Annotated in this window: 16 protein-coding genes and 1 tRNA gene; 4 read left to right on the forward strand and 13 right to left on the reverse strand. The window is 70.8% G+C overall.

Translation table 11 applies throughout. The features are described 5' to 3' along the window. Window positions 1–4: 4 nt before the first annotated feature. Together ABD987_RS12120 and ABD987_RS12125 are read left to right on the forward strand one after the other, a co-directional pair. Window positions 5–604 carry a TetR/AcrR family transcriptional regulator gene (locus ABD987_RS12120; protein WP_345390756.1) on the forward strand — a complete coding sequence of 200 codons (600 nt, stop codon included), beginning with the start codon at window positions 5–7 and terminating at the stop codon, window positions 602–604. A gap of 222 nt (window positions 605–826) precedes the next feature. Beyond that, window positions 827–1,276: a hypothetical protein gene (locus tag ABD987_RS12125; RefSeq protein WP_345390759.1), complete on the forward strand. Its 450-nt coding sequence runs from the start codon at window positions 827–829 to the stop codon at window positions 1,274–1,276. A 1-nt stretch (window position 1,277) separates the two neighbouring features. On the opposite strand, the gene ABD987_RS12130 is transcribed toward ABD987_RS12125, so the two are convergent. After that, the gene (locus tag ABD987_RS12130) at window positions 1,278–1,499 is read right to left on the reverse strand and encodes a DUF3618 domain-containing protein (protein ID WP_345390762.1); all 222 of its coding nucleotides are present in this window, start codon (window positions 1,497–1,499) and stop codon (window positions 1,278–1,280) included. Window positions 1,500–1,623: 124 nt separating this feature from the next. Here ABD987_RS12130 and ABD987_RS12135 point away from each other — a divergent pair. After that, window positions 1,624–1,697, forward strand: a tRNA-Leu gene (locus tag ABD987_RS12135). 200 nt (window positions 1,698–1,897) lie between these two features. On the opposite strand, the gene ABD987_RS12140 is transcribed toward ABD987_RS12135, so the two are convergent. The 4 genes from ABD987_RS12140 to ABD987_RS12155 all read right to left on the reverse strand — a co-directional run bounded on the left by ABD987_RS12140 (window position 1,898) and on the right by ABD987_RS12155 (window position 6,412). After that, window positions 1,898–3,103, reverse strand: a complete 1,206-nt coding sequence (locus ABD987_RS12140) for an MFS transporter (protein ID WP_345390765.1) — start codon at window positions 3,101–3,103, stop codon at window positions 1,898–1,900. Between the two features lie 171 nt (window positions 3,104–3,274). Then, on the reverse strand, window positions 3,275–3,634 hold the full coding sequence (locus ABD987_RS12145) for a DoxX family protein (RefSeq protein ID WP_345390768.1): 360 nt from the start codon (window positions 3,632–3,634) through the stop codon (window positions 3,275–3,277). Between the two features lie 77 nt (window positions 3,635–3,711). Beyond that, a complete protein-coding gene (locus ABD987_RS12150; RefSeq protein WP_345390771.1) occupies window positions 3,712–4,560 on the reverse strand; it encodes an FHA domain-containing protein in 849 nt (282 codons plus the stop codon). 88 nt (window positions 4,561–4,648) lie between these two features. Next, a complete protein-coding gene (locus tag ABD987_RS12155; protein ID WP_345390774.1) occupies window positions 4,649–6,412 on the reverse strand; it encodes a serine/threonine-protein kinase in 1,764 nt (587 codons plus the stop codon). A 556-nt stretch (window positions 6,413–6,968) separates the two neighbouring features. Between ABD987_RS12155 and ABD987_RS12160 the strand changes: the two genes are divergently transcribed. Further along, window positions 6,969–8,468, forward strand: a complete 1,500-nt coding sequence (locus ABD987_RS12160; RefSeq protein ID WP_345390777.1) for a hypothetical protein — start codon at window positions 6,969–6,971, stop codon at window positions 8,466–8,468. Window positions 8,469–8,834: 366 nt separating this feature from the next. Here ABD987_RS12160 and ABD987_RS12165 read toward each other — a convergent pair whose 3' ends face one another. The 8 genes from ABD987_RS12165 to ABD987_RS12200 all read right to left on the reverse strand — a co-directional run bounded on the left by ABD987_RS12165 (window position 8,835) and on the right by ABD987_RS12200 (window position 17,349). Next, window positions 8,835–10,022, reverse strand: coding sequence for an amidohydrolase family protein (locus ABD987_RS12165; protein ID WP_345390780.1), 1,188 nt, complete (start codon window positions 10,020–10,022; stop codon window positions 8,835–8,837). A gap of 4 nt (window positions 10,023–10,026) precedes the next feature. Next, complete coding sequence (locus tag ABD987_RS12170; RefSeq protein WP_345390783.1) at window positions 10,027–11,154, reverse strand: MAB_1171c family putative transporter; 1,128 nt, start codon at window positions 11,152–11,154, stop codon at window positions 10,027–10,029. Further along, entirely contained in the window at window positions 11,151–11,660 is a 510-nt protein-coding gene (locus ABD987_RS12175; RefSeq protein WP_345390786.1) for a hypothetical protein, read from the reverse strand. Before ABD987_RS12175 ends, ABD987_RS12170 begins: the two co-directional genes overlap by 4 nt. 50 nt (window positions 11,661–11,710) lie before the next feature. Then, complete coding sequence (locus ABD987_RS12180) at window positions 11,711–12,166, reverse strand: helix-turn-helix domain-containing protein (protein ID WP_345390789.1); 456 nt, start codon at window positions 12,164–12,166, stop codon at window positions 11,711–11,713. 450 nt (window positions 12,167–12,616) lie between these two features. Then, the gene (locus tag ABD987_RS12185; protein ID WP_345390792.1) at window positions 12,617–13,858 is read right to left on the reverse strand and encodes a hypothetical protein; all 1,242 of its coding nucleotides are present in this window, start codon (window positions 13,856–13,858) and stop codon (window positions 12,617–12,619) included. Between the two features lie 76 nt (window positions 13,859–13,934). Next, window positions 13,935–15,608, reverse strand: a complete 1,674-nt coding sequence (locus ABD987_RS12190) for a putative N-acetylmannosamine-6-phosphate 2-epimerase (RefSeq protein ID WP_345390795.1) — start codon at window positions 15,606–15,608, stop codon at window positions 13,935–13,937. After that, window positions 15,605–16,450, reverse strand: coding sequence for a carbohydrate ABC transporter permease (locus ABD987_RS12195; protein ID WP_345390798.1), 846 nt, complete (start codon window positions 16,448–16,450; stop codon window positions 15,605–15,607). The genes ABD987_RS12190 and ABD987_RS12195 overlap by 4 nt, the downstream gene beginning before the upstream one ends. Further along, a complete protein-coding gene (locus ABD987_RS12200) occupies window positions 16,447–17,349 on the reverse strand; it encodes a carbohydrate ABC transporter permease (protein WP_345390801.1) in 903 nt (300 codons plus the stop codon). The genes ABD987_RS12195 and ABD987_RS12200 overlap by 4 nt, the downstream gene beginning before the upstream one ends. Window positions 17,350–17,351: the final 2 nt, after the last annotated feature.

The following is a 17,351-nucleotide window of genomic DNA, read 5'->3' on the forward strand; positions in this document are numbered from 1 at the left end:
ACCCGTGACCACCGCCAAACGCAAGCGCATGCCCCGCGCCGAACGGGAACGGCAGATGATCGAAGTGGCCGAGCAGGTGTTCTCGGCACGGGGATACGCGGCGGCGTCGATGGACGAGATCGCCGAACTGGTCGGCGTCTCCAAACCGATGCTGTACGAGTACTTCGATTCGAAGGAAGGCCTACTCGTGGCCTGCATCCGGCAGTCACGGACCGAACTGCGCGACGTCACCGCGCAGGCGACCGTCGGGGCGGCCACCGCCGAGGAGGCGCTGCGCCGCGGCATGCTGGCGTTCTTCGTGTTCATCCGCGAACGACGGCAGGCGTGGTCCCTGCTCCGCCACGAGATGGCACTGATCGGCACCCCCGCCGCGGAGGAGATCGAGCAGATCCGGCGCCAGCAGACCGACCTGATCGCCGCGATGGTGAGCGCCTACCTCGCCGACGACGACCACCTGCGCGCCGAGGCCACCGCGCAGATCGTGGTCGGCTCGAACGAACGGCTCGCCATCTGGTGCGAGCAGCACGAGGAAGTCACCCCGGAGATGGCCACCGAGTACGCGATGGACGTGCTCTGGCGAGGCCTGGATCCCCGCCAAGGGTGAAATGCCCGTGAAGATGCCCGCGCACTAGGCCATGAGGTCGTCACGGAGAGCACATTGAACTCCGTGTCTTGTGACACAGAGTTGTATTACGGTATCGATAACACGGACGAAGTGTGTTGGACTGTCACAGCCGCGCAACGAGGCGGGTAATTCCGTCATGCGTGCGCGGTGGCCGAGTCCGACTCTGTGACGCATGCTGATGAGGGGAAGGGGTGAGCGCAGATGGTGGAACCGATCACGGCGAACTACGTCCAGGAGGACGCCGACTGGACGATCACGGTGAGCGGCGGGGGGAAGCAGCTGACCGCCAGGGCGCCCGGCATCATCGCGGCAAGGGACCGGGCGGACCAGCTCGTGGAGAAGCTGGCACCGGAAGGCAAGTCGACGGTGGTGCACCTGCTCAACGGCAGCGCGCTCGAGTTCACCACGGCCTACATGACCGCGCGGCTGACACTGCCGGAGATCGCGCCGCTGGAGGTCCCGCCTTCGGCCATCGCCCCGAAGCAGGCCGAAGCACCCGCGGCGGAGAAGACGACCGGGAAACCGCAGCTCCCGCCGAGCAAGCAGCTCCCCAAGGCCGTCGAGGACCGCAAGCCGGACGAGCCGAAGGCCGACGACACCAAGGCCAAGGCATCCGCCAAGGCCGCGACGCCGCCGGCCGCCCGGGCCTGACTCAGCGGAACAGCTTGCGCAGCAACAGGAAGCCGATGAGGGCCCCGGCGCCGATCAACGGGAACTTGATCTTGGGCTCGTTCAGCTTGGCCTTGATGCCCTGACTCGCCTGATCGGCGAGCTTACGGGGGTCGGCCTTGGTGCCGAGCTGGTCGAGCGTGGCCGCCAGCGCGTTCCTGGCCTGCTCGATCTCACGCTCGATGGTCTCGGGATCGCGAGCCACGTGTCCTCCTCGCCGCTTCGGTACTTCAAGCGCCCACGTTAGAGGACACCGCCCGCGTACCCGGCACTGGCCACGCCGAGCGAAGCCGATCTCCTCGCGCGCTACGCTGCACAGAGCGTTCTTGGGGGCCGTAGCCCAATTGGCAGAGGCACACGGTTTAGGTCCGTGCCAGTGAGAGTTCGAGTCTCTCCGGCCCCACTCGAGACGGATGTCCCTGTTCGCGATCCCTTCGGGGATCGCTCCCGGTGTCCGTGGTATCTACCCGGGGGACAACCCCCGGACCCCCGGCACGCAACGCGTGTCACCTTGCGTGCTTCGTGTACTCCCGAACCCCGCCCGGCGGGCTTCGCCCCCGGACCCCCACCTGTGGTCCCCTAGGCGTGTTGGCGTGGTCGCCTTCACGAGTTTTGGTCATGTTGACGGCGTGGGTGGTTTGGTTTGTGGTCCAGGAGGATCGGGGGGACGGTGAGCAGGGCCAGCGCGGCGCCGATCCAGGACACGGTGGTGACCGGGGCACCCGTGGTGAGCGCCACGGCGGCGAAGACCGGGGTGAGGCTGATGCCCAGCTGGAACGCCGAGACGGTGACCGCGCCCGCCAGGGTCGGTGCGTCGGCGGCGATGGTGAACACCCGGCCGTAGACCGCGGGATTCAGCACGAACGCCGCGACGCCGAGCAGGAAGACCACCGGGACGACCACCCACGCCCGGTCGGCGAACACGGCCAGCGGGACGGAGAGCACCGCGGTCCCCACCGCCCCGGCCAGAAGCGCCCGGTGCGGACGCCGGTCGGCGATCCGCCCGCCCAGGGAAAGCCCCGCGAAGGCACCGGCCCCGAACAACGCGAGAACCGCCGGGATCCACACCCCCGGGACACGGGTGACCTCGGCGAGCACGGCGGCCAGGTAGTTGAAGGAGACCATGTACGCCGCGGTGCTCAGGATCGTGATCGCGTAGACACCCCACAGCCGCGGCCTGCGCATCGCGACGAACTCCCGCCGGACACTCGGCACGACCGACGACCTGGTCGCGGGCACCCCGAACGCACCGGCGGCCGCGCCCGCGAGGGTGAGCACGACCACCGCCCAGAACCCGCCCCGCCACCCGACGAACGCCCCGAGCAACGTCCCCAGCGGACCACCGGCGACCATCGCCACGCTGAGACCGCTGACGACCACGCCTGAGGCGCGGGCGCTGCGGCCGGGACCGGCCAGGCTCACCGCGGTCACCGAGGCGACCGCGAAGAACCCGGCGTAGGCCACCCCGGCGACGAACCGGCAGACCAGCAGGGTCGGGTAGTCACCGAGCAGACCGGCCACGACGGCGGCGGCGAATACGAGCTGGGTGACCAGCAGCGCGGTACGCCGCGGCCAGCGCAGGCTGAGTACCGCGAACGGCGGGCCCCCGAGCACGACGCCGAGCGCGAACGCGGTGATCAGGCCGCCCGCCGACGCGAGCGGGACACGCAGATCCTCCGCGACCGCGGGCAGCACACCCGCCAGCAGGAACTCGGCGCTGCCCATCGCGAACAGGCTGAAGGCGAGCAGATACACCCCCAGCGGCAACCGGCCGGTCGCGGTCCGCGGCGGGTCCACCGTCGTACTCATCGGCCCGCCCCCTCAGCCGATCGTCCCGCCCGCGCGGCGAAGTCCTCTTCCGGCGGCAGGGTGTCCGCCGTTCCCCAGTGAAAATCCATTGCTCGGCACCTCCGCGGGCGAGCATCCGGTCACCGGGGCGATTCCGGCAAACATTTTTGCCGAAACCGGAAAAGAGCCGGATCAGCGCGCGAGGGCGAGAACGGCACTCGCGGCCGCCAGCACCAGGAAAAGCCCGGGGACGGCGATGGTGCGGAGTACGCGGGCGCGGATGTGCGCGACCACGGCGCCGGTGAAGAACAGCGTCAGCCCGATCCCGGCGGCGAGCCCGATCTCCCGGAATCCCAGCAGGCCAAGCAGGAGACCCGCGGCGCCCGCGGCCTTGAGCGTGGCCAGCGTCGGCAGCCACGAGGGCGGGACGTCGACCGCCGCCGAGTTGGCCAACACGAACTTCGCCCTGGCGAAGTCGGCGGCGGCGATCGCCGCGTTGATCACGATGGTGATGATCGTGACGACGAGGTGGAGCTGGGTGGGCACGGGCATCGGCCTCCTCATGACGCGGTGGGAGTCGTCCACACTGACGACTCCCGCCGCGCGGAAAAGGTGACCGGCGCCCGGCGTCAGCTCGCCGGTTCCGCCCCGTCCGGCTCGTCGAGCAGGGCCAGGTCCGGCGGCACCAGCGTGGTCGTGTTCATCACGAGCTCGGTCAAAAGGTTGTGGTTGAGCCAGTTTCCGACCGGCTCCGGCACCTCTTCCTTCGTCAGTCCGGCCACCGGATGCCGGGCGTGGGCCAGCCGCCACCGGACGTTCGCGACGACCCGCTCGACCTTGCGGTATCCCCATTCCCCGTCCGGTTGCAACTCGGCGAGCAGATCGGCCACCTGGACGCGGGACAGCGGCTGTGGCCGCGCCTCGTGCCGGAGGTAGCGCTGTCCGAGCGCGACGAGGACCAAGCGCTCGTGCGGCTCCAGCCGCCAGGTGCGCGGGGTGTCGGTGGGTTCGGTGTGCACCGCCGTCGGCTGCTCGCCGTTCGACCCGACCACGTACACCTCCAGCAGGTGCTCGCGTTCGGCCGAGCCGCGCAGGAACATCGGCGTGTACCCGGAGGTGAGCGGGACTTCCTCCTCCTCGGGGAACAGCCACCGGGACTGCGGCAGCCGGATCGGCAGCCGTCCCGTGTTGCCCACCCACCACTGGCCCTGGCGGTGCGTGAGCACGCCCTGCTGCCTGCTGACCCGCCGGTCGTCCTCGCCGACGCAGACATGCACCTCGTCCTTGTTCCGTCCGAACAGGACGGTGCGGTTCTCCCGGGGGCCGACGGTGTAGCCGCCGCCGATCGCGAGCGCGGAGATCGCGCCGGGGGCGGGTGTCTTCGCGGGCCCGGGGTAGCGGGGTGCCACCCCGAACGCCAGGCTGCCGTGGTCGCTGGGCAGTCTGTGGCCTTCGCCGTCACTCGAACGCAGTCTCACGGCAGTTCCTCCTCACGGTTCCGGCAGCCGGACGAGCCGGTCCCGCGCCCAGCGTAGGCAGGACGGCCGGGACCCCTCCCGCGTCGATTCAGCTCGGCAGCGCGTCCGCGGCGGCCCTGCCGATGGCGGTCGCCATCGCGCAGTAGTCCTTGGCCGGTTTCTTGCCGATCAGCTCCACCGTCACGTGCTCCACCGCCGCGCGGCCGTGCTGGTCGACGTAGGCCCGGTGCACCACCCGGACCATGCACGATCCGCTGGTCTTCCCCTCCGTCGGCATGACATACGCCTCGTGGCCGGCCAGCTGTGTCGGCGCGCCCGAAACGGCGGTCATCTTCTCGTTCCGCTCGAACTTGACCTGCAGGTCGGTCTTCTCGGTCGTGCTGTGCCACTCGCATTTCCAGTTGCCGAACCCGACCCGCGGGTGGATCGCGTCGATGCCGGGGACGGCGGCGAGCGCGCTGCCGTTGAACAGCCCGCACGCGTCGAAGTTGGCCAGCGACGCGGGTTCGAACGGCCGGCGCCGGGGCAGCTGACCATGGCGGAGCTTGTCGAGCACGCTCTGGGTGGCGACATCGGCCATCCCGCACAGATCGGCCGTGGCGTCCTTCTGCTTCGCGGTGATCCAGACGTCGACCTGCTGCGTCGCGCGCACCGCGCGATCGCATTCGTCACCATTGCGCGGGTTCACCTGGACGTCGAACCGCCCCGGCTGGACGGCACGCGGGACGTCCGGGTCCGGTGCCGAGAACTCGACCGCGATGTCCACCTGCCTGCGCGGTCCCACCGCGATGAGGAGATCGCAGCGTTCGAAGCCGCCGTAGTCGTTCTGCATTTCGACCTCGCCGAAGGGCCGCATGGCCTGCTGGTCGGTCAGCGCGCACGGATCGGCCGTGCGCGGTTCGCCGATGACGTCCCCGGCGGGCGGCGTCTCCTGGTGCAGGAAGGGAATGGTCACGGCCGCGGCGATCACCAGGAGCACCACGGCCGCGCCGGCCAGCCGGTACACCCGCCGCCTCGGCCCGCGGGCGGGGGCCGCGACCGGCGGCGGGGCGACCGGTGGCTCCCAGCCGCCCGCGCACTCCCTGAGCCGTTCGGCCACCTCGTCGGTACCCGGCCGCTCCGCGGGCCGGGTGCGGAGCATGTCGTCAAGCACCGGCGCGAGCGGGCCCGCGTTCCGCGTCGGCGGGATGGTCCCCTTCCTGGCGCGCGCGAGCACCGCCTCGGGATGCCCGGTGCCGAACGGCGGGGCGCCCTCCACCGCGGCGAACAGGGCGGCGCCGAGGGAGAACACGTCGGACGCCGCCGTCGCCGGCCTGCCGTTCGCCACCTCCGGGGCCACGTACGCCGCCGTCCCGCTGATCCGCCCGTCGTCGGTCAGCGTGACGTCGCGCCAGACGGCGATCCCGAAGTCGCCCAGCTTGGCCAGGTCGTTCTCGGAGACGAGGATGTTGCCCGGCTTGACGTCCCGGTGCACCACGCCGCGAACGTGCAGGGCCCGCAGCGCGGACGCGACCTGCACGCCGATCCGCGCCACCCGCTCCGGCGCCAGCGGCCCGTGCTCGATGATCTTGTCGAGGCTGCGCGAGGGGAGGTATTCCATCACGAGCCAGCAGTCGTCGCCGTCGACCGTGTCGAAGACGGAGACGACATTCGGGTGATAAACCTGAGCCGCGTTCTCGGCCTCTCTCCGGAAACGGTCACGCTCCGTTTCCCCGCGCAGGGAATGGGGCCGCTTCAGTGCGACGAGCCGCTTCAGCTTCCGATCGAACGCGCTCCACACCACGCCGTTGGAACCCGAGCCCAGTTCATCTTCGAGCCGGTACCGACTGGCGATCACGTCCCCGGTGCGCATTGAGCGCATCTTAGTAGTCGCCGAGAGTGGGCAATAGCGGATCCGGGGACAAAGCCCTCGCCAGTGGAGGTTACCGGACGGTTCACCAGGAAAATCCGGAAAACGATGTGTTTTCCCCTCACCGGACCGCCGCCGCGCCCGATCCGTGCGCCCGGCCCGGCCGGGGAGGCCACCGTCGTCGCCGTCCGCCCGCAGCGCCGGTCACTCAGCGCACACGGCGGACCCGCCGGGCGACCCGGCTCTTCCGGATGTTCGTGGCGAGCACCGCGGCCGCGACCGCCCGCCCGCTCGTGATCCGCCACGCGGGCGCGGCCCCGGACCATCCGATCCGTACACGGGCAACCGGAAGATCCACAGTGGACATAGCGGCGGCTGGCGTCCGGATCAAACAGGATGGTCGTCTCGCCTTCACCGGTTGCGCCGTCTGCCGCAATTCTTGATCACTGGTCTACGCCAATGGGGCAACGCGGCTTTTCCTTCCGGCACCGGCAACTTAACGTCGGAGGGATACCGCCGGACACCACGGAGTCCGGGCGCCCGACCCCAGGGGGCCGCGATGGTCAGCAGACGTGACGTGTTTCGGATCGGAAGCGCCGCCCTCGCGGGCTCGCTGCTCCAGCCCGCCGTTTCGGCGGGGCCGGCGCACGCGGTGCCACCGCCGATGCCGGAGATCCCGATGACCCCGTCTGCGCTGCCCGTCGGCCGGGGTTGCTACCTCACCTTCTGTCGCATCCCGACCGCCGGGCTGCGCACCTGGAAGTCCATCATGGACAGTTTTGCCGAGGACGGCGTGCACCGGGTCGTGCTGTGGATGGGCGGCGCGTTCCGGTCCCGGAAGTTCCCGATCACGTGGCGGTACAACCGGAACCACCGCAACGTGTGCGACAACTTCGTCGGCGAGCTCATCGACTACGCGCACACCAAGGACATCAGCGTCCTGCTCGGCTTCACGCCCTACACCTACGACGGCACCAACCAGTACGCGCTCGAACGGCCGGATCTGAAGGCCCAGCAGGCCAACGGCAAACTGGCCAGGACGCAGGGCATCCATTCGTGGGGCTACAACCTCGACCCGACGAAGGCCGACGCGAAACTGTTCATGCTCGAATACGCGCGCGAGATGTACTTCGACTTCTATCCGAACGCGGACGGCCTGCTCATCGAGTCCTCGGACATCGACATCTGCACCGGCGGCGACTGCGGCGGGCCGAAACACTACTACGAGATCGAGTTCGAGTTCGTCCGGCAACTGTCCGACGAGGTATGGGCGCACGACCCCGGCGCGGAGATCATCGTGCACCCCAACTACTTCGTCGGCGGGCCCAACGGCGCCACCCTCCCCTACGATCCACGGTGGACGGTGATCTTCAGCCCGTGGACGGTCAACCTCGAATTCGCGAAGAAGGTCTCGCGCGCCTACTACTTCGACCTGGACGTCATCAGCCAGCCGCCGGGGAACGTGCGGGCGAGCGTCCGCTGGGTGCACGAGCACGGCTTCGCGTCCTACTTCCCTTCCCAGGAGTTCTTCACCTTCGTCGCGGAGCACGCCGAGTTCGGCGAAACGAACCTCGTCGGACAGCAGCTGCGCCCCTTCGGATTCGACTTCATCGACCTGGACGAAAACCCCTACCGGGACCCCGTGGTCGCCGTCAACCGGGTCGCGCTGCGCGAGTACGCGGTGAACCCCGACCTGTCCGACGCGGACTTCCGCGAACGGCTGGGCCGGGCGGCGTTCGGGGACACCGCGACCGACCAGGACGTCGCGGATCTGCTGTTCCTGCACGACTTCTGTTACGGGCGCGACAAGTCGCTGTTCTCGCTCGCCGTCCAGGCCGATCCGCGCGCGATGCGGGACCGGCTCGAACGGGGCCTGCTCGGCTTCGGTGACCTCCGCGCGATCCGGTCGCGCCTCGACGCGCTGCCCGCGGTCGCCGAGCGGCTGCGCTGCTCCCGGAACCCGGCGGTGCGCCGGCTGACCCAGCACACCCGGCTCATCCAGCGCAACTGGGACTCCGGCGCCCGCGACCTTCTCGCCGCCCACCTGCGCCTGGACTGAACGGGCGTGCTTCAGCACCCGGCCCGGCTCTGGTTGTGCCGAGGGACGCCTTCGGTGCGGGACCGGCGAGACACCCCCGCGCGCGAGTTGTCCACAAGGGCTCCGGTTGTCCACAGATTCGCCGGGCACCCCCTCCGCGAACCCCCACGGCGATACGCTGGTTGCAGGGGTGCCCCCGGGAGGGTGGGGGTATACCCAGGGGATCCGGACCCCGGTGGGAATCGGGACGTGTGGGGGTACGGGGCAGGTGGGATACAAACGCGTGGGAATCCGGGCGCGCGGGGTGCCGGGGCCGGTGGGGAGCCAGGCGGGTAGGGAGTCTGGACTCATCGAGTGTCCATTGTGGACTCCGCAGAGAGCGGGACGTCAGGGGGCGGGGACGTACGCGCGGCCGGCGGTGAGGACCAGGGAGACCTCGCGCAGCGCGGCCAGTTCGGCCAGCGGGTCGCCGCGGACGACGAGTACGTCGGCCCGCAGGCCCGCCGCGAGCCGTCCGGTGTCGCCGAGCCCGAGCGCTTCGGCGGCGTTCACCGTGGCCATGTCGAGGATCTCGGCGTTCCCGAAACCGAGTTCGGCGAAGAACTCCAGCATGCCCGCGTAGTCGTCGAACCGGGCGCCGGGGACCCCGGCGTCGGTGCCCGCGATGAACAGCACTCCGGCCTCGCGCATCCGCAGGATCGAGTCGACCAGCGCGTCCGCGTTCGGCCCGAGCTGGGTGAGGAACAGCCGCCAGTCCCCCGAGACACACCGGCACACGCCGATCCGCCGCCTGGCGATCTCGCGCGCGAGATCGTGGTCGTACCGCAGTCCCGACTCGACCCGCCACGAGCAGTGTTCCAGCGTCCGCACCCCGGCCTCGACGCAGTGCGCGATCGTGTCCGTGCCGTGCGCGTGCGCGGCGACGCCGAGGCCGTGTTCCGCCGCGTGGTCCACGATCAGCCGCAGCTGTGCCGCGGTGAACTGCGGCTCCCACATCCGCGGCCCGCCGGGCGTCAGCGCGCCACCGGAGGCCATCACCTTGACCAGGTCCGCGCCCGCCGCCGCGGCACGCTCGACCTGGCCCCGGATCTCGGCGTCCGTGCCCGCCTCGCCGCCGAGGAACCCGCAGTGCCCACCGGGACAGGTCAGCGGCGTCGTCGCGGCGAGGATCCGCGGCCCGGCGAGACTCCCGGCCGCGATCGCGTCCCGCAGGACGACCGACAGGCCGTCCCGGTCACCGAGATCACGGGCCGTGGTGACCCCGGCGGACAGCAGACGCTGCGCCCGCCCGGCCATCCCCAGCAGCAGCTTCGCCGGATCGGCGCGCGCGACCGCGGTGAGCGGGTCGGCGCTCGAATCGAAGGCGAGGTGGACGTGCGCGTCGATCAGTCCGGGCAGGATCGTCCCTTCGGGGTGATCGCGCCGCGGCGTGTCCGGACCGGCCAGCCGCTCGACCTCCCGGCGCGGTCCGACGGCGCGGAGCACACCGTCCTCGACCAGGACGGCACCGTCCTCGACGCACTCGCCGGCAGGGCCGGTGAGCACCCGCGCCGCACTGAGCAGCAGACCGTTCATCCGCCTATGCCCGGCTTTCCACGAGCGCGTTCGACACCGCGACCAGGCCGCGGACGTCGGAGTTCATGTCGCTCCCCTCCGGGATCGCCACCGACACCGCGTTCAGCGCGTTGCCGGGATCCTCCTCGCCCGGCTTCAGCGTGAGGGCGAACCTGATGTACCCGGCGAGCTCCGCGGGCGTGCACCGGCTGACGTCCTCGCCCTTCGCCGCGATCGCGATGTACGGGCTGAGCCGCACGAGCCCGTCCCGGCATTCGATGAGCCTGCGGTAGAACCCGCGATGCGTGCGGCCGAACCGGAACCGGCCGTTCTCGGGCCGCTCCAGTTCCAGCTCCGGGAACGCCCGGTGCAGCGCCGACCAGAGCGGGTCCAGTTCGCGGTAGAGCCTGCGGTGCAGCAGCCACGAGCGGACCGCCCCGATCAGCTGCACCACCGCGGGCAGGCACATCCCGAGCGTGACGAGCACGAACGACGCGTTGGAGATCGGCCAGTTGATCGCGTTGAGGCCCTTGAGCGGCGGACCGCCGTTGTACCGGATGAGCACCCAGATCGCGCGGTTGACCGAGGTGAACGTGAGCCCGGCGAGGCCGAGCGTGATGATCCACAGCGCCACGGTGAGCGACCGCGACGCCGGGACCGAGTACCGCAGCGCCCACAGCCCGCTGACCAGGTACGCGTAGACGAAGTAGACGTTCCCGACGAGATAGAACCACGCGATCGGCGCTTCGGTGATGTTCGGCGTGGACAGCGTGTGCCCGCGCAGCGCGGCTGGCGTCACGATCATCAGCACGAGCATCGCCAGCAACGTCGCGGCGAGCAGGACGCCGTCGATCCGGAACCGGCGGCGGGCGGCGGGCCCGTCGCCGCGCGTCGCGTACACGAAGAAGGACACCAGCGCGAACAGCCCGCTCATCACCAGCGCGTTGTAGGCGACCTTGGACACACCGAGCGTCGTCGCGGCGTCGAGGGCCTTCGTGACCACCGTGAGGCTCAGCGCGTGCCCGAGCGCGAGCAGCCACAGGCAGGCGACCAGCAACCGGAGCAGCCGGTCACCGGCGGAACGGACGAGGTCGACGGTCTTCCACACCGCACCGATCGTGAGCGCGACCAGCAGGGTGATCTGCAGGCTCACAGCCAGCCCCTACGGCCGTTGAGCGCGGTCTGCAACGCCCGCCCGCCGGGCACCTGCGGAGCGACGTAGTTGATCACCGACGCCCATTCGAGAATGATCGTCGCGACCGTCTCCGCCTCCCGTTCCTGGTCGGCGTCGTAGTGCGTCCGGCGCAGCAGCGCGCGCCGCACCACGTCGGGCGCGATGTCGGGATACAGCCGCTGCAACAGCGCGTCGTCGGTTTCGTCGCTGCTGTGCCCGGCGATGATGTGGCCCACCTCGTGCAGGATGATGTGATCTTGGTGGGTTTTCGTGGTTTCCCGCTGATAGAGAACGTAGTCGGTGGTGTCGCTGGCGAACCAGACCCCGAACTCGCCCGGCACCGGCAGCGGGTAGTCGACGAGCTTGATCGGCCTGCCCCGGTGCCGGGCCAGCCGGTCGCAGAGCGCGCGAACGTCAAGGGGCGCTTGGATGTCCAGTTCTCTGAGCAGGCGGCGGCACTGTCGCCGCAACACCCGTTCCTTCATGGTGACCGTCCCGGATCGCCGCGCGCACCGGGCCGAGGAACCCGGTGCTCTCAGGTATCTTGACCATCATGGCCTCTTTCGAGGCGGTACACCATATCCACCATGTCGACGATTTTCCGGCGGTTCTCCGGGGAGAGTTCGCCCGCCCGGCTCGCCATCAGCCGGATATCACCGGAACCGGTAGCCGCTTTCAGCGCGGCCAGCTGGTCACGCAGCCGCCCCTCCACCGCGTCGTCGAAGAAATAGCCGGCGGGCACGCCGAAGAAGTCCGCGATCGCCTTCAAGTGCTTGAAAGTTGGATTGTCCTTCTGCCCATTGCGGAGCATCCAGAGGTAATTCTCGCTGAGACTTCCTCCCGCCGCGACCACCGCCCTGGCGACCTCGCCGTTGGTGTAGGGCCGCAGCAGACGACCGTCCTGCACGGTGTCGAACAGGTAGTTCAGCCGATCGGCCAGCGTCGACCCCGGTCCGGAACCGCGCGTCTCCTCCGCATCGCCGGAGCTCATGCGATCGACTCGCTTCGCGAAGCAGTGTCCGATCCTTCTTGGCGCATGACATCCATGATTCGCTCGCAAGCGTCGCTCATGGCCACCCAGCCCTCCTGCCGAGTCAGCGTCGATCGGGTACTGACCCGGAATCGTAGTAGACGGTTCCCCACCGGCGATGGCCTCGCCCGACGGTTGCCGTTTACCCCAGTGGTTACTTCCCTTCACCGTGTCACCCGCTTCAAATCCCACACGGGTTGACTATCGGTCTCATGTCAGTGTACTAACTAACTCGGGGCTTCACCAACATGAGACCTGGTTCGGATCTGGCAACCCCGATGCCCGTCATCCCCTCCCGAGATGACGATCCACCGCCAGGACGCACGGAGGGCGGGTCCGGCCGTCTAGGGGTCGGCCGGACCCGTCGGCCGGCGACCGGATGAGATTCCGATCACCGACGAAAGTCGTAGGTCAGGTGGAGCAGGACCGCAGCAGCCGAACGGACTCCGCCACCGCGAGTTCGGCGGCACCCTCGGCCACCGGCGAGATGTTGACCTCGTAGACGTCGGTGCCGTACGCCGCCGCGCCGGGAAGGTAGCCGAGGTATCCCCCGGTGTACCCGGCCAGCACCACCGGTCCGTCCACTTCGGACTCCACGGCGGCTTCGAGCGCCAGGTAGGGCTCCCCGCCGAGACCGATCATCCCCAGCTCACCGAGCCGCACCGCGCTCACCACCAGCCGCGGGTCCCGGATCCGCGCGGCCGAGGCCAGTTCGGCACCCAGCAGCGCCGTCTCGGCCTCGCGCACCGCCACCCGGTCCCCCGCCCGGCGCGCCGCGTCCAGCCGCACGCGCACGGCGCCGGTCTCCGGCGGCGGCTCACCCTCGCGTCCGGGCAGCGCGAACGACCAGGTACGCGCGCCGACCGGCCCCCTGCCGAGGTCGAGCGGCGTCCCCGGCGTCCTGACCAGCGCGAGGATCTGGTCGGCCGCCAGCGCGCCGAGCCGATCCAGCTCACCGGGACGCTGTTCGCGGCGGTGCGGCCGGGTGCTGATGTCCCCGGCGGCACCGGTGGCGACCACCGCCCAGCCGCCGAGGCGCCCGGCCACCGCGCGGCGTACCGCCCCGGCGAGATCCGCGCTGGCCAGCAGGTTGTCCGCGCCCAGCACGGTCGGATGCACCGGGAGCACGACCAGCACACCGAGCACCAGTTCCCGGTTGCGCACGGCCAGCACGGTCACCGGTACGTCCACCCGGGGACGCGGCCCGCTGCGCTGCCCGCCCACCTCGCCGATGAGTCCCTTGTGGACGGTGACACTGCCGGGCACCTCGGCGATCGCGGCGCGTGCGGCCGCGCGCTCACCGATCCGGAGCAACGGGCTGCGCCACTCGGGTGGGGTCCGCCCACCACCGGGATGACAGCCGACCTCCGGCCCGGCGTGCGTGTGCGTCGCCGAGATCCACACCAGCTCGGGGCAGGTCCGCAGCGATCCGGCCAGCCTGCTCAGCAACGGCCCGGCCAGATCGGTGTTCACCGCGGGCAGATCGGCCACCACCCAGGCGAACCGGCGCCCGCCCGCGCTGATCGTCACCGCGTGCACCTCCAGCGGATCGAGCGTGCCGGTGCTCGTCCCGCCCCGCGCGGCGTAGCCGCCGAGCGGGGTGCCAACGGGCACGTCGAGGACGGCGCGGCCGTGCCCGATCCGCACCGTCATGCGATCGCCTCGCTCCGCGAGACAGTGTTCAATCCCTTTTGGCGCATGACATCCATGGTTCGCTCGCAAGCTTCGCTCACGACAAGGCCTTCGCGAGCCGCGTGGTGATCGCCATCGGGTTCGTGATCGCCGTCCCGACGACGACGGCGTACGCGCCCGCGTCGACGGCCGCGCGCACGTCCTCGGCACTGCGGTAGCGGCCCTCCGCCACCACCGGGCAGTCGACCCGCTCCGCCAGCGCCGCGACCAGTTCCACGTCCGGGCCCTCCGGCACCGGCCCGCCGGTGTAGCCCGCCAGCGTCGTGGCGACGATGTCCGCGCCGGCCTTCCTGGCCGCGACGCCGGCCGCGAGGGTGTCGACGTCGGCCATCACCGGTACCCCCAGCTCGCCGTGGATCCGCCGGACCAGCTCGCGGAACGTGCCGCCACCGGGGCGGGGCCGGGCGGTGCCGTCGACGGCCACCATCGCCGCGCCCGCCCGCACGACCGCGGCCGCGGAGTCGAAGGAGGGCGTGATGAACACCCCGTCCGGGGAGAACACCTTGTTGATGCCGAGCACCGGTATGTCCACTTCGGACCGGATCGCGGCGACGTCGGCGGGGCCGTTCGCCCGGATGCCGCGCGCCCCGCCCGCGGCCGCGGCGGCGGCCATCCTCGCCATCGAGACCGGGCCGTGCAGGGGATTGCCCGGCTGTGCCTGGCAGGACACCAGGAGCGCACCGGACGGGAAGGGCAGAGTGTCCATAATGTACTCCACAGTGCTTTCCACAACAACGGCTTTCGCGGCCCTCGCCGCCGAAAAGGCCGCCGTACCACGGTGAATGTGCAACAGCCGGGCATAGGGGCCCGGATCGGACGTGGCCAGCCGGACGGCGCCGTCGAGCGGGTCGCCCTCGGCCGGGACGAGCCGCGCCGCCGGGGCGAGCTCGGCCAGCCGCGCGCGCAGCGGGCCCAGCAGCGGCTCCCCCGCCTCGAACACCCGGCCGGTGCAGGCCACCGGGACGACGCCGTCGTACCCGAGCGCCCGCACCGCCGTGGCGGCGGAGTGCGCGAGGTCCCCGGCGGCACCGGTCACGATCGCGGCGGCGACCGTGTCCCCCGCCTCGGCCGCGGCGAACACGTCGGGCGCGAACTGGGCGACGGCGGCGACCGGGGCCGGTTCCTGGTGGATCCGCTGGGCCATCCCTGGCCCCGGACCGTAACGGCACTCGGCCGCGCCGGTCAGCGCGGTCGCCGCGCCCCGGCCGTCCGCGGCGGCGAGCACCGCGGCGAGCCCGGCCCGCCCGATCGCGAAGCCGCTTCCCGCGTCCCCGAGCAGGTACCCGCTGCCGTCGACCTTCCACCACCGGCCGTCCTCGCCGACCGCGAGGCCCACCACCCCGGTCCCGGCGGCGAGCACCACGCCGTGGCCACCGGGCAGCGCACCGGCGTGCGCGGTCACCATGTCCTCGCACAACCGCACCTCGGCGGCGCCCAGCGCGGCCGCGACCGCGACGCCGAGCCGGGCCCTGTCCTCGGCCTCGGACGGGCAGCCGGTCAGGCCGAGACAGACCACGCCGGCCGGGCCGGTCACCCCCGCGTCCAGCGCCGCGACGCGCACGGCCGCGGTGATCGTGGCGACCGGATCACCCTGCCGGTAGTCGAAACCGGGGCCACGGCCGGTCTTCGGCTCGGGACCGGACACCAGCCGCAACCCGGTCTGACCACTGTCGACCGCGACCCAGGGACGCGGTACGGACCCGGCACTCATCGGATACCCGCCGACATCGTCACACCCTCCACGAACCGGCGCTGCAACGTCACGAACAACAGCACCGTCGGCAGCGCCGCCAGCAGCGCGGCGACGAGCATCATCGGCACCGCCGCGCTGCCGAGGTTGTTCGCCTGCATCGCCGCGAGTCCCACCGGGAGCGTGCGGTGCTCGTCGTCGGAGGCGACCAGCAGCGGCCACAGGTGCGAGTCCCAGTTGAGCATGAAGACGAACAGCGCCAGCGCGGCCATCGGGCCCCGCACGACCGGCGCGACGATCGACACCAGCGTGCGCAGATCACCCGCGCCGTCCAGCCGCGCCGCCTCCAGCAGTTCGTCCGGGACGTTGCCGATCGCCTGGCGCATCAGGAAGATCCCGAACGCGCTGGTCCCGGCGGGCACGATCAGCCCGGCGAAGCTGTCCACCCAGCCGAGCGAGTAGACCAGGCTGTACAACGGGACGTAGATGATCTCGACCGGGATCATCAGCGTCGCCAGCACGATCATGAACGCGGCGTCGCGGCCCCGGTAGCGGAACTTCGCGAAGCTGAACCCCGCCGCCGTGCAGGTCAGCACGTTCAGGCACGTGACGCTGATCCCGACCACCGTGCTGTTGAGGAAGTACCGCGCGAACGGCGTCTCGGTGAAGGGCAGGGTGACGTTCTCCCAGTCGAAGCTCGTCGGCAGCCACCGCAGCGGGACCGCCAGCACCTCGGAGGACGGCTTGAGCGCGGTCAGCACCGCGTAGCCGAGGACGGCGGCGAACACGCACCCGCCGAGCCCGGCCACGACCAGCGCCGTCGCGCGGCCGGCACGCGCGGCGGGCCCGCGCCGCGCGCTCATCGATCCCTCCGCGAGAACACCTTGAGCTGCAACAGCGTCAGCCCGAACAGCAGCAGGAACATCAGCACCGCGACCGCGGACGCGCGGCCCATCCTGGCGTTCTCGAACGCCGTCTTGTAGACGAACAGGTTGACCACCTGGGTGCCGAAGCCGCCGTTGGTCAGCACCAGCTGCGGGCTGAACGCCTGGAACCCGCGGATCACCGCCATCACCGAGCACACCGCGGTCACCGGCAGCAGCATCGGCCAGGTGATGTACCGGAAGCGCGCGAAGGCACCCGCACCGTCCAAACGGGACGCTTCGTAGAGCTCGCCGGGAATGGACTGGAGCCCGGCGAGGAAGAGGATCAGGAAGAACCCGGTCTCCTTCCACACGCCCATGAGCACCAGGCCCCACATCGCGGTGTCCGAGCTGGTGAGCCAGTTGACGTGTAGCCCGAGCGTCTGGTTGAGCAGACCGTCCGGGTGGAGCACGACCCGCCAGATCACCGACACCGCGACCCAGCTGATCGCCACCGGCAGGAAGTACAGCAGCCGCAGCAGGCCGCTGCCGCGGGCCCGGGTGTTCAGCGCGTGGGCCAGCACGAGTGCCAGTACGAGCGCCGGGACGTAGGTGCCCGCCGCGTACACCACGGTCTGCCACAACGCGGCGCCGAACTGCGGATCCGTTGCCAGATAAGTGAAGTTGTCGAACCCGACGAACTCCGGCGGCGCGGTCAGACTGTAGTCGAACAGGGACAGGTAGAACACCCGCAGCATCGGGTAGATCGCGAAGGCGAGGAACAACGCCATCGCGGGCACCGCGAGCAGGACGCCGACCAGCTCGCGCCGCCGGATCGGCCGGTTCCGCCGGGGCGCCGGGGTTTCCGCCGCGCTGGGCCGGGTCGAGAGCACCGTCATCC

This window comes from Amycolatopsis samaneae (assembly GCF_039541975.1).
Taxonomy (GTDB): Bacteria; Actinomycetota; Actinomycetes; order Mycobacteriales; family Pseudonocardiaceae; genus Amycolatopsis; species Amycolatopsis samaneae.

What these genes read in the sequence shown, in the direction of transcription:
- ABD987_RS12125 (WP_345390759.1), top strand. Translation starts at nt 827, where the DNA reads ATGGTGGAACCGATCACGGCGAACTACGTCCAGGAGGACGCCGACTGG.
- ABD987_RS12140 (WP_345390765.1), bottom strand. Translation starts at nt 3,103, where the DNA reads ATGAGTACGACGGTGGACCCGCCGCGGACCGCGACCGGCCGGTTGCCG.
- ABD987_RS12145 (WP_345390768.1), bottom strand. Translation starts at nt 3,634, where the DNA reads ATGCCCGTGCCCACCCAGCTCCACCTCGTCGTCACGATCATCACCATC.
- ABD987_RS12155 (WP_345390774.1), bottom strand. Translation starts at nt 6,412, where the DNA reads ATGCGCACCGGGGACGTGATCGCCAGTCGGTACCGGCTCGAAGATGAA.
- ABD987_RS12160 (WP_345390777.1), top strand. Translation starts at nt 6,969, where the DNA reads ATGGTCAGCAGACGTGACGTGTTTCGGATCGGAAGCGCCGCCCTCGCG.
- ABD987_RS12165 (WP_345390780.1), bottom strand. Translation starts at nt 10,022, where the DNA reads ATGAACGGTCTGCTGCTCAGTGCGGCGCGGGTGCTCACCGGCCCTGCC.
- ABD987_RS12175 (WP_345390786.1), bottom strand. Translation starts at nt 11,660, where the DNA reads ATGAAGGAACGGGTGTTGCGGCGACAGTGCCGCCGCCTGCTCAGAGAA.
- ABD987_RS12180 (WP_345390789.1), bottom strand. Translation starts at nt 12,166, where the DNA reads ATGAGCTCCGGCGATGCGGAGGAGACGCGCGGTTCCGGACCGGGGTCG.
- ABD987_RS12185 (WP_345390792.1), bottom strand. Translation starts at nt 13,858, where the DNA reads ATGACGGTGCGGATCGGGCACGGCCGCGCCGTCCTCGACGTGCCCGTT.
- ABD987_RS12190 (WP_345390795.1), bottom strand. Translation starts at nt 15,608, where the DNA reads ATGAGTGCCGGGTCCGTACCGCGTCCCTGGGTCGCGGTCGACAGTGGT.
- ABD987_RS12195 (WP_345390798.1), bottom strand. Translation starts at nt 16,450, where the DNA reads ATGAGCGCGCGGCGCGGGCCCGCCGCGCGTGCCGGCCGCGCGACGGCG.
- ABD987_RS12200 (WP_345390801.1), bottom strand. Translation starts at nt 17,349, where the DNA reads ATGACGGTGCTCTCGACCCGGCCCAGCGCGGCGGAAACCCCGGCGCCC.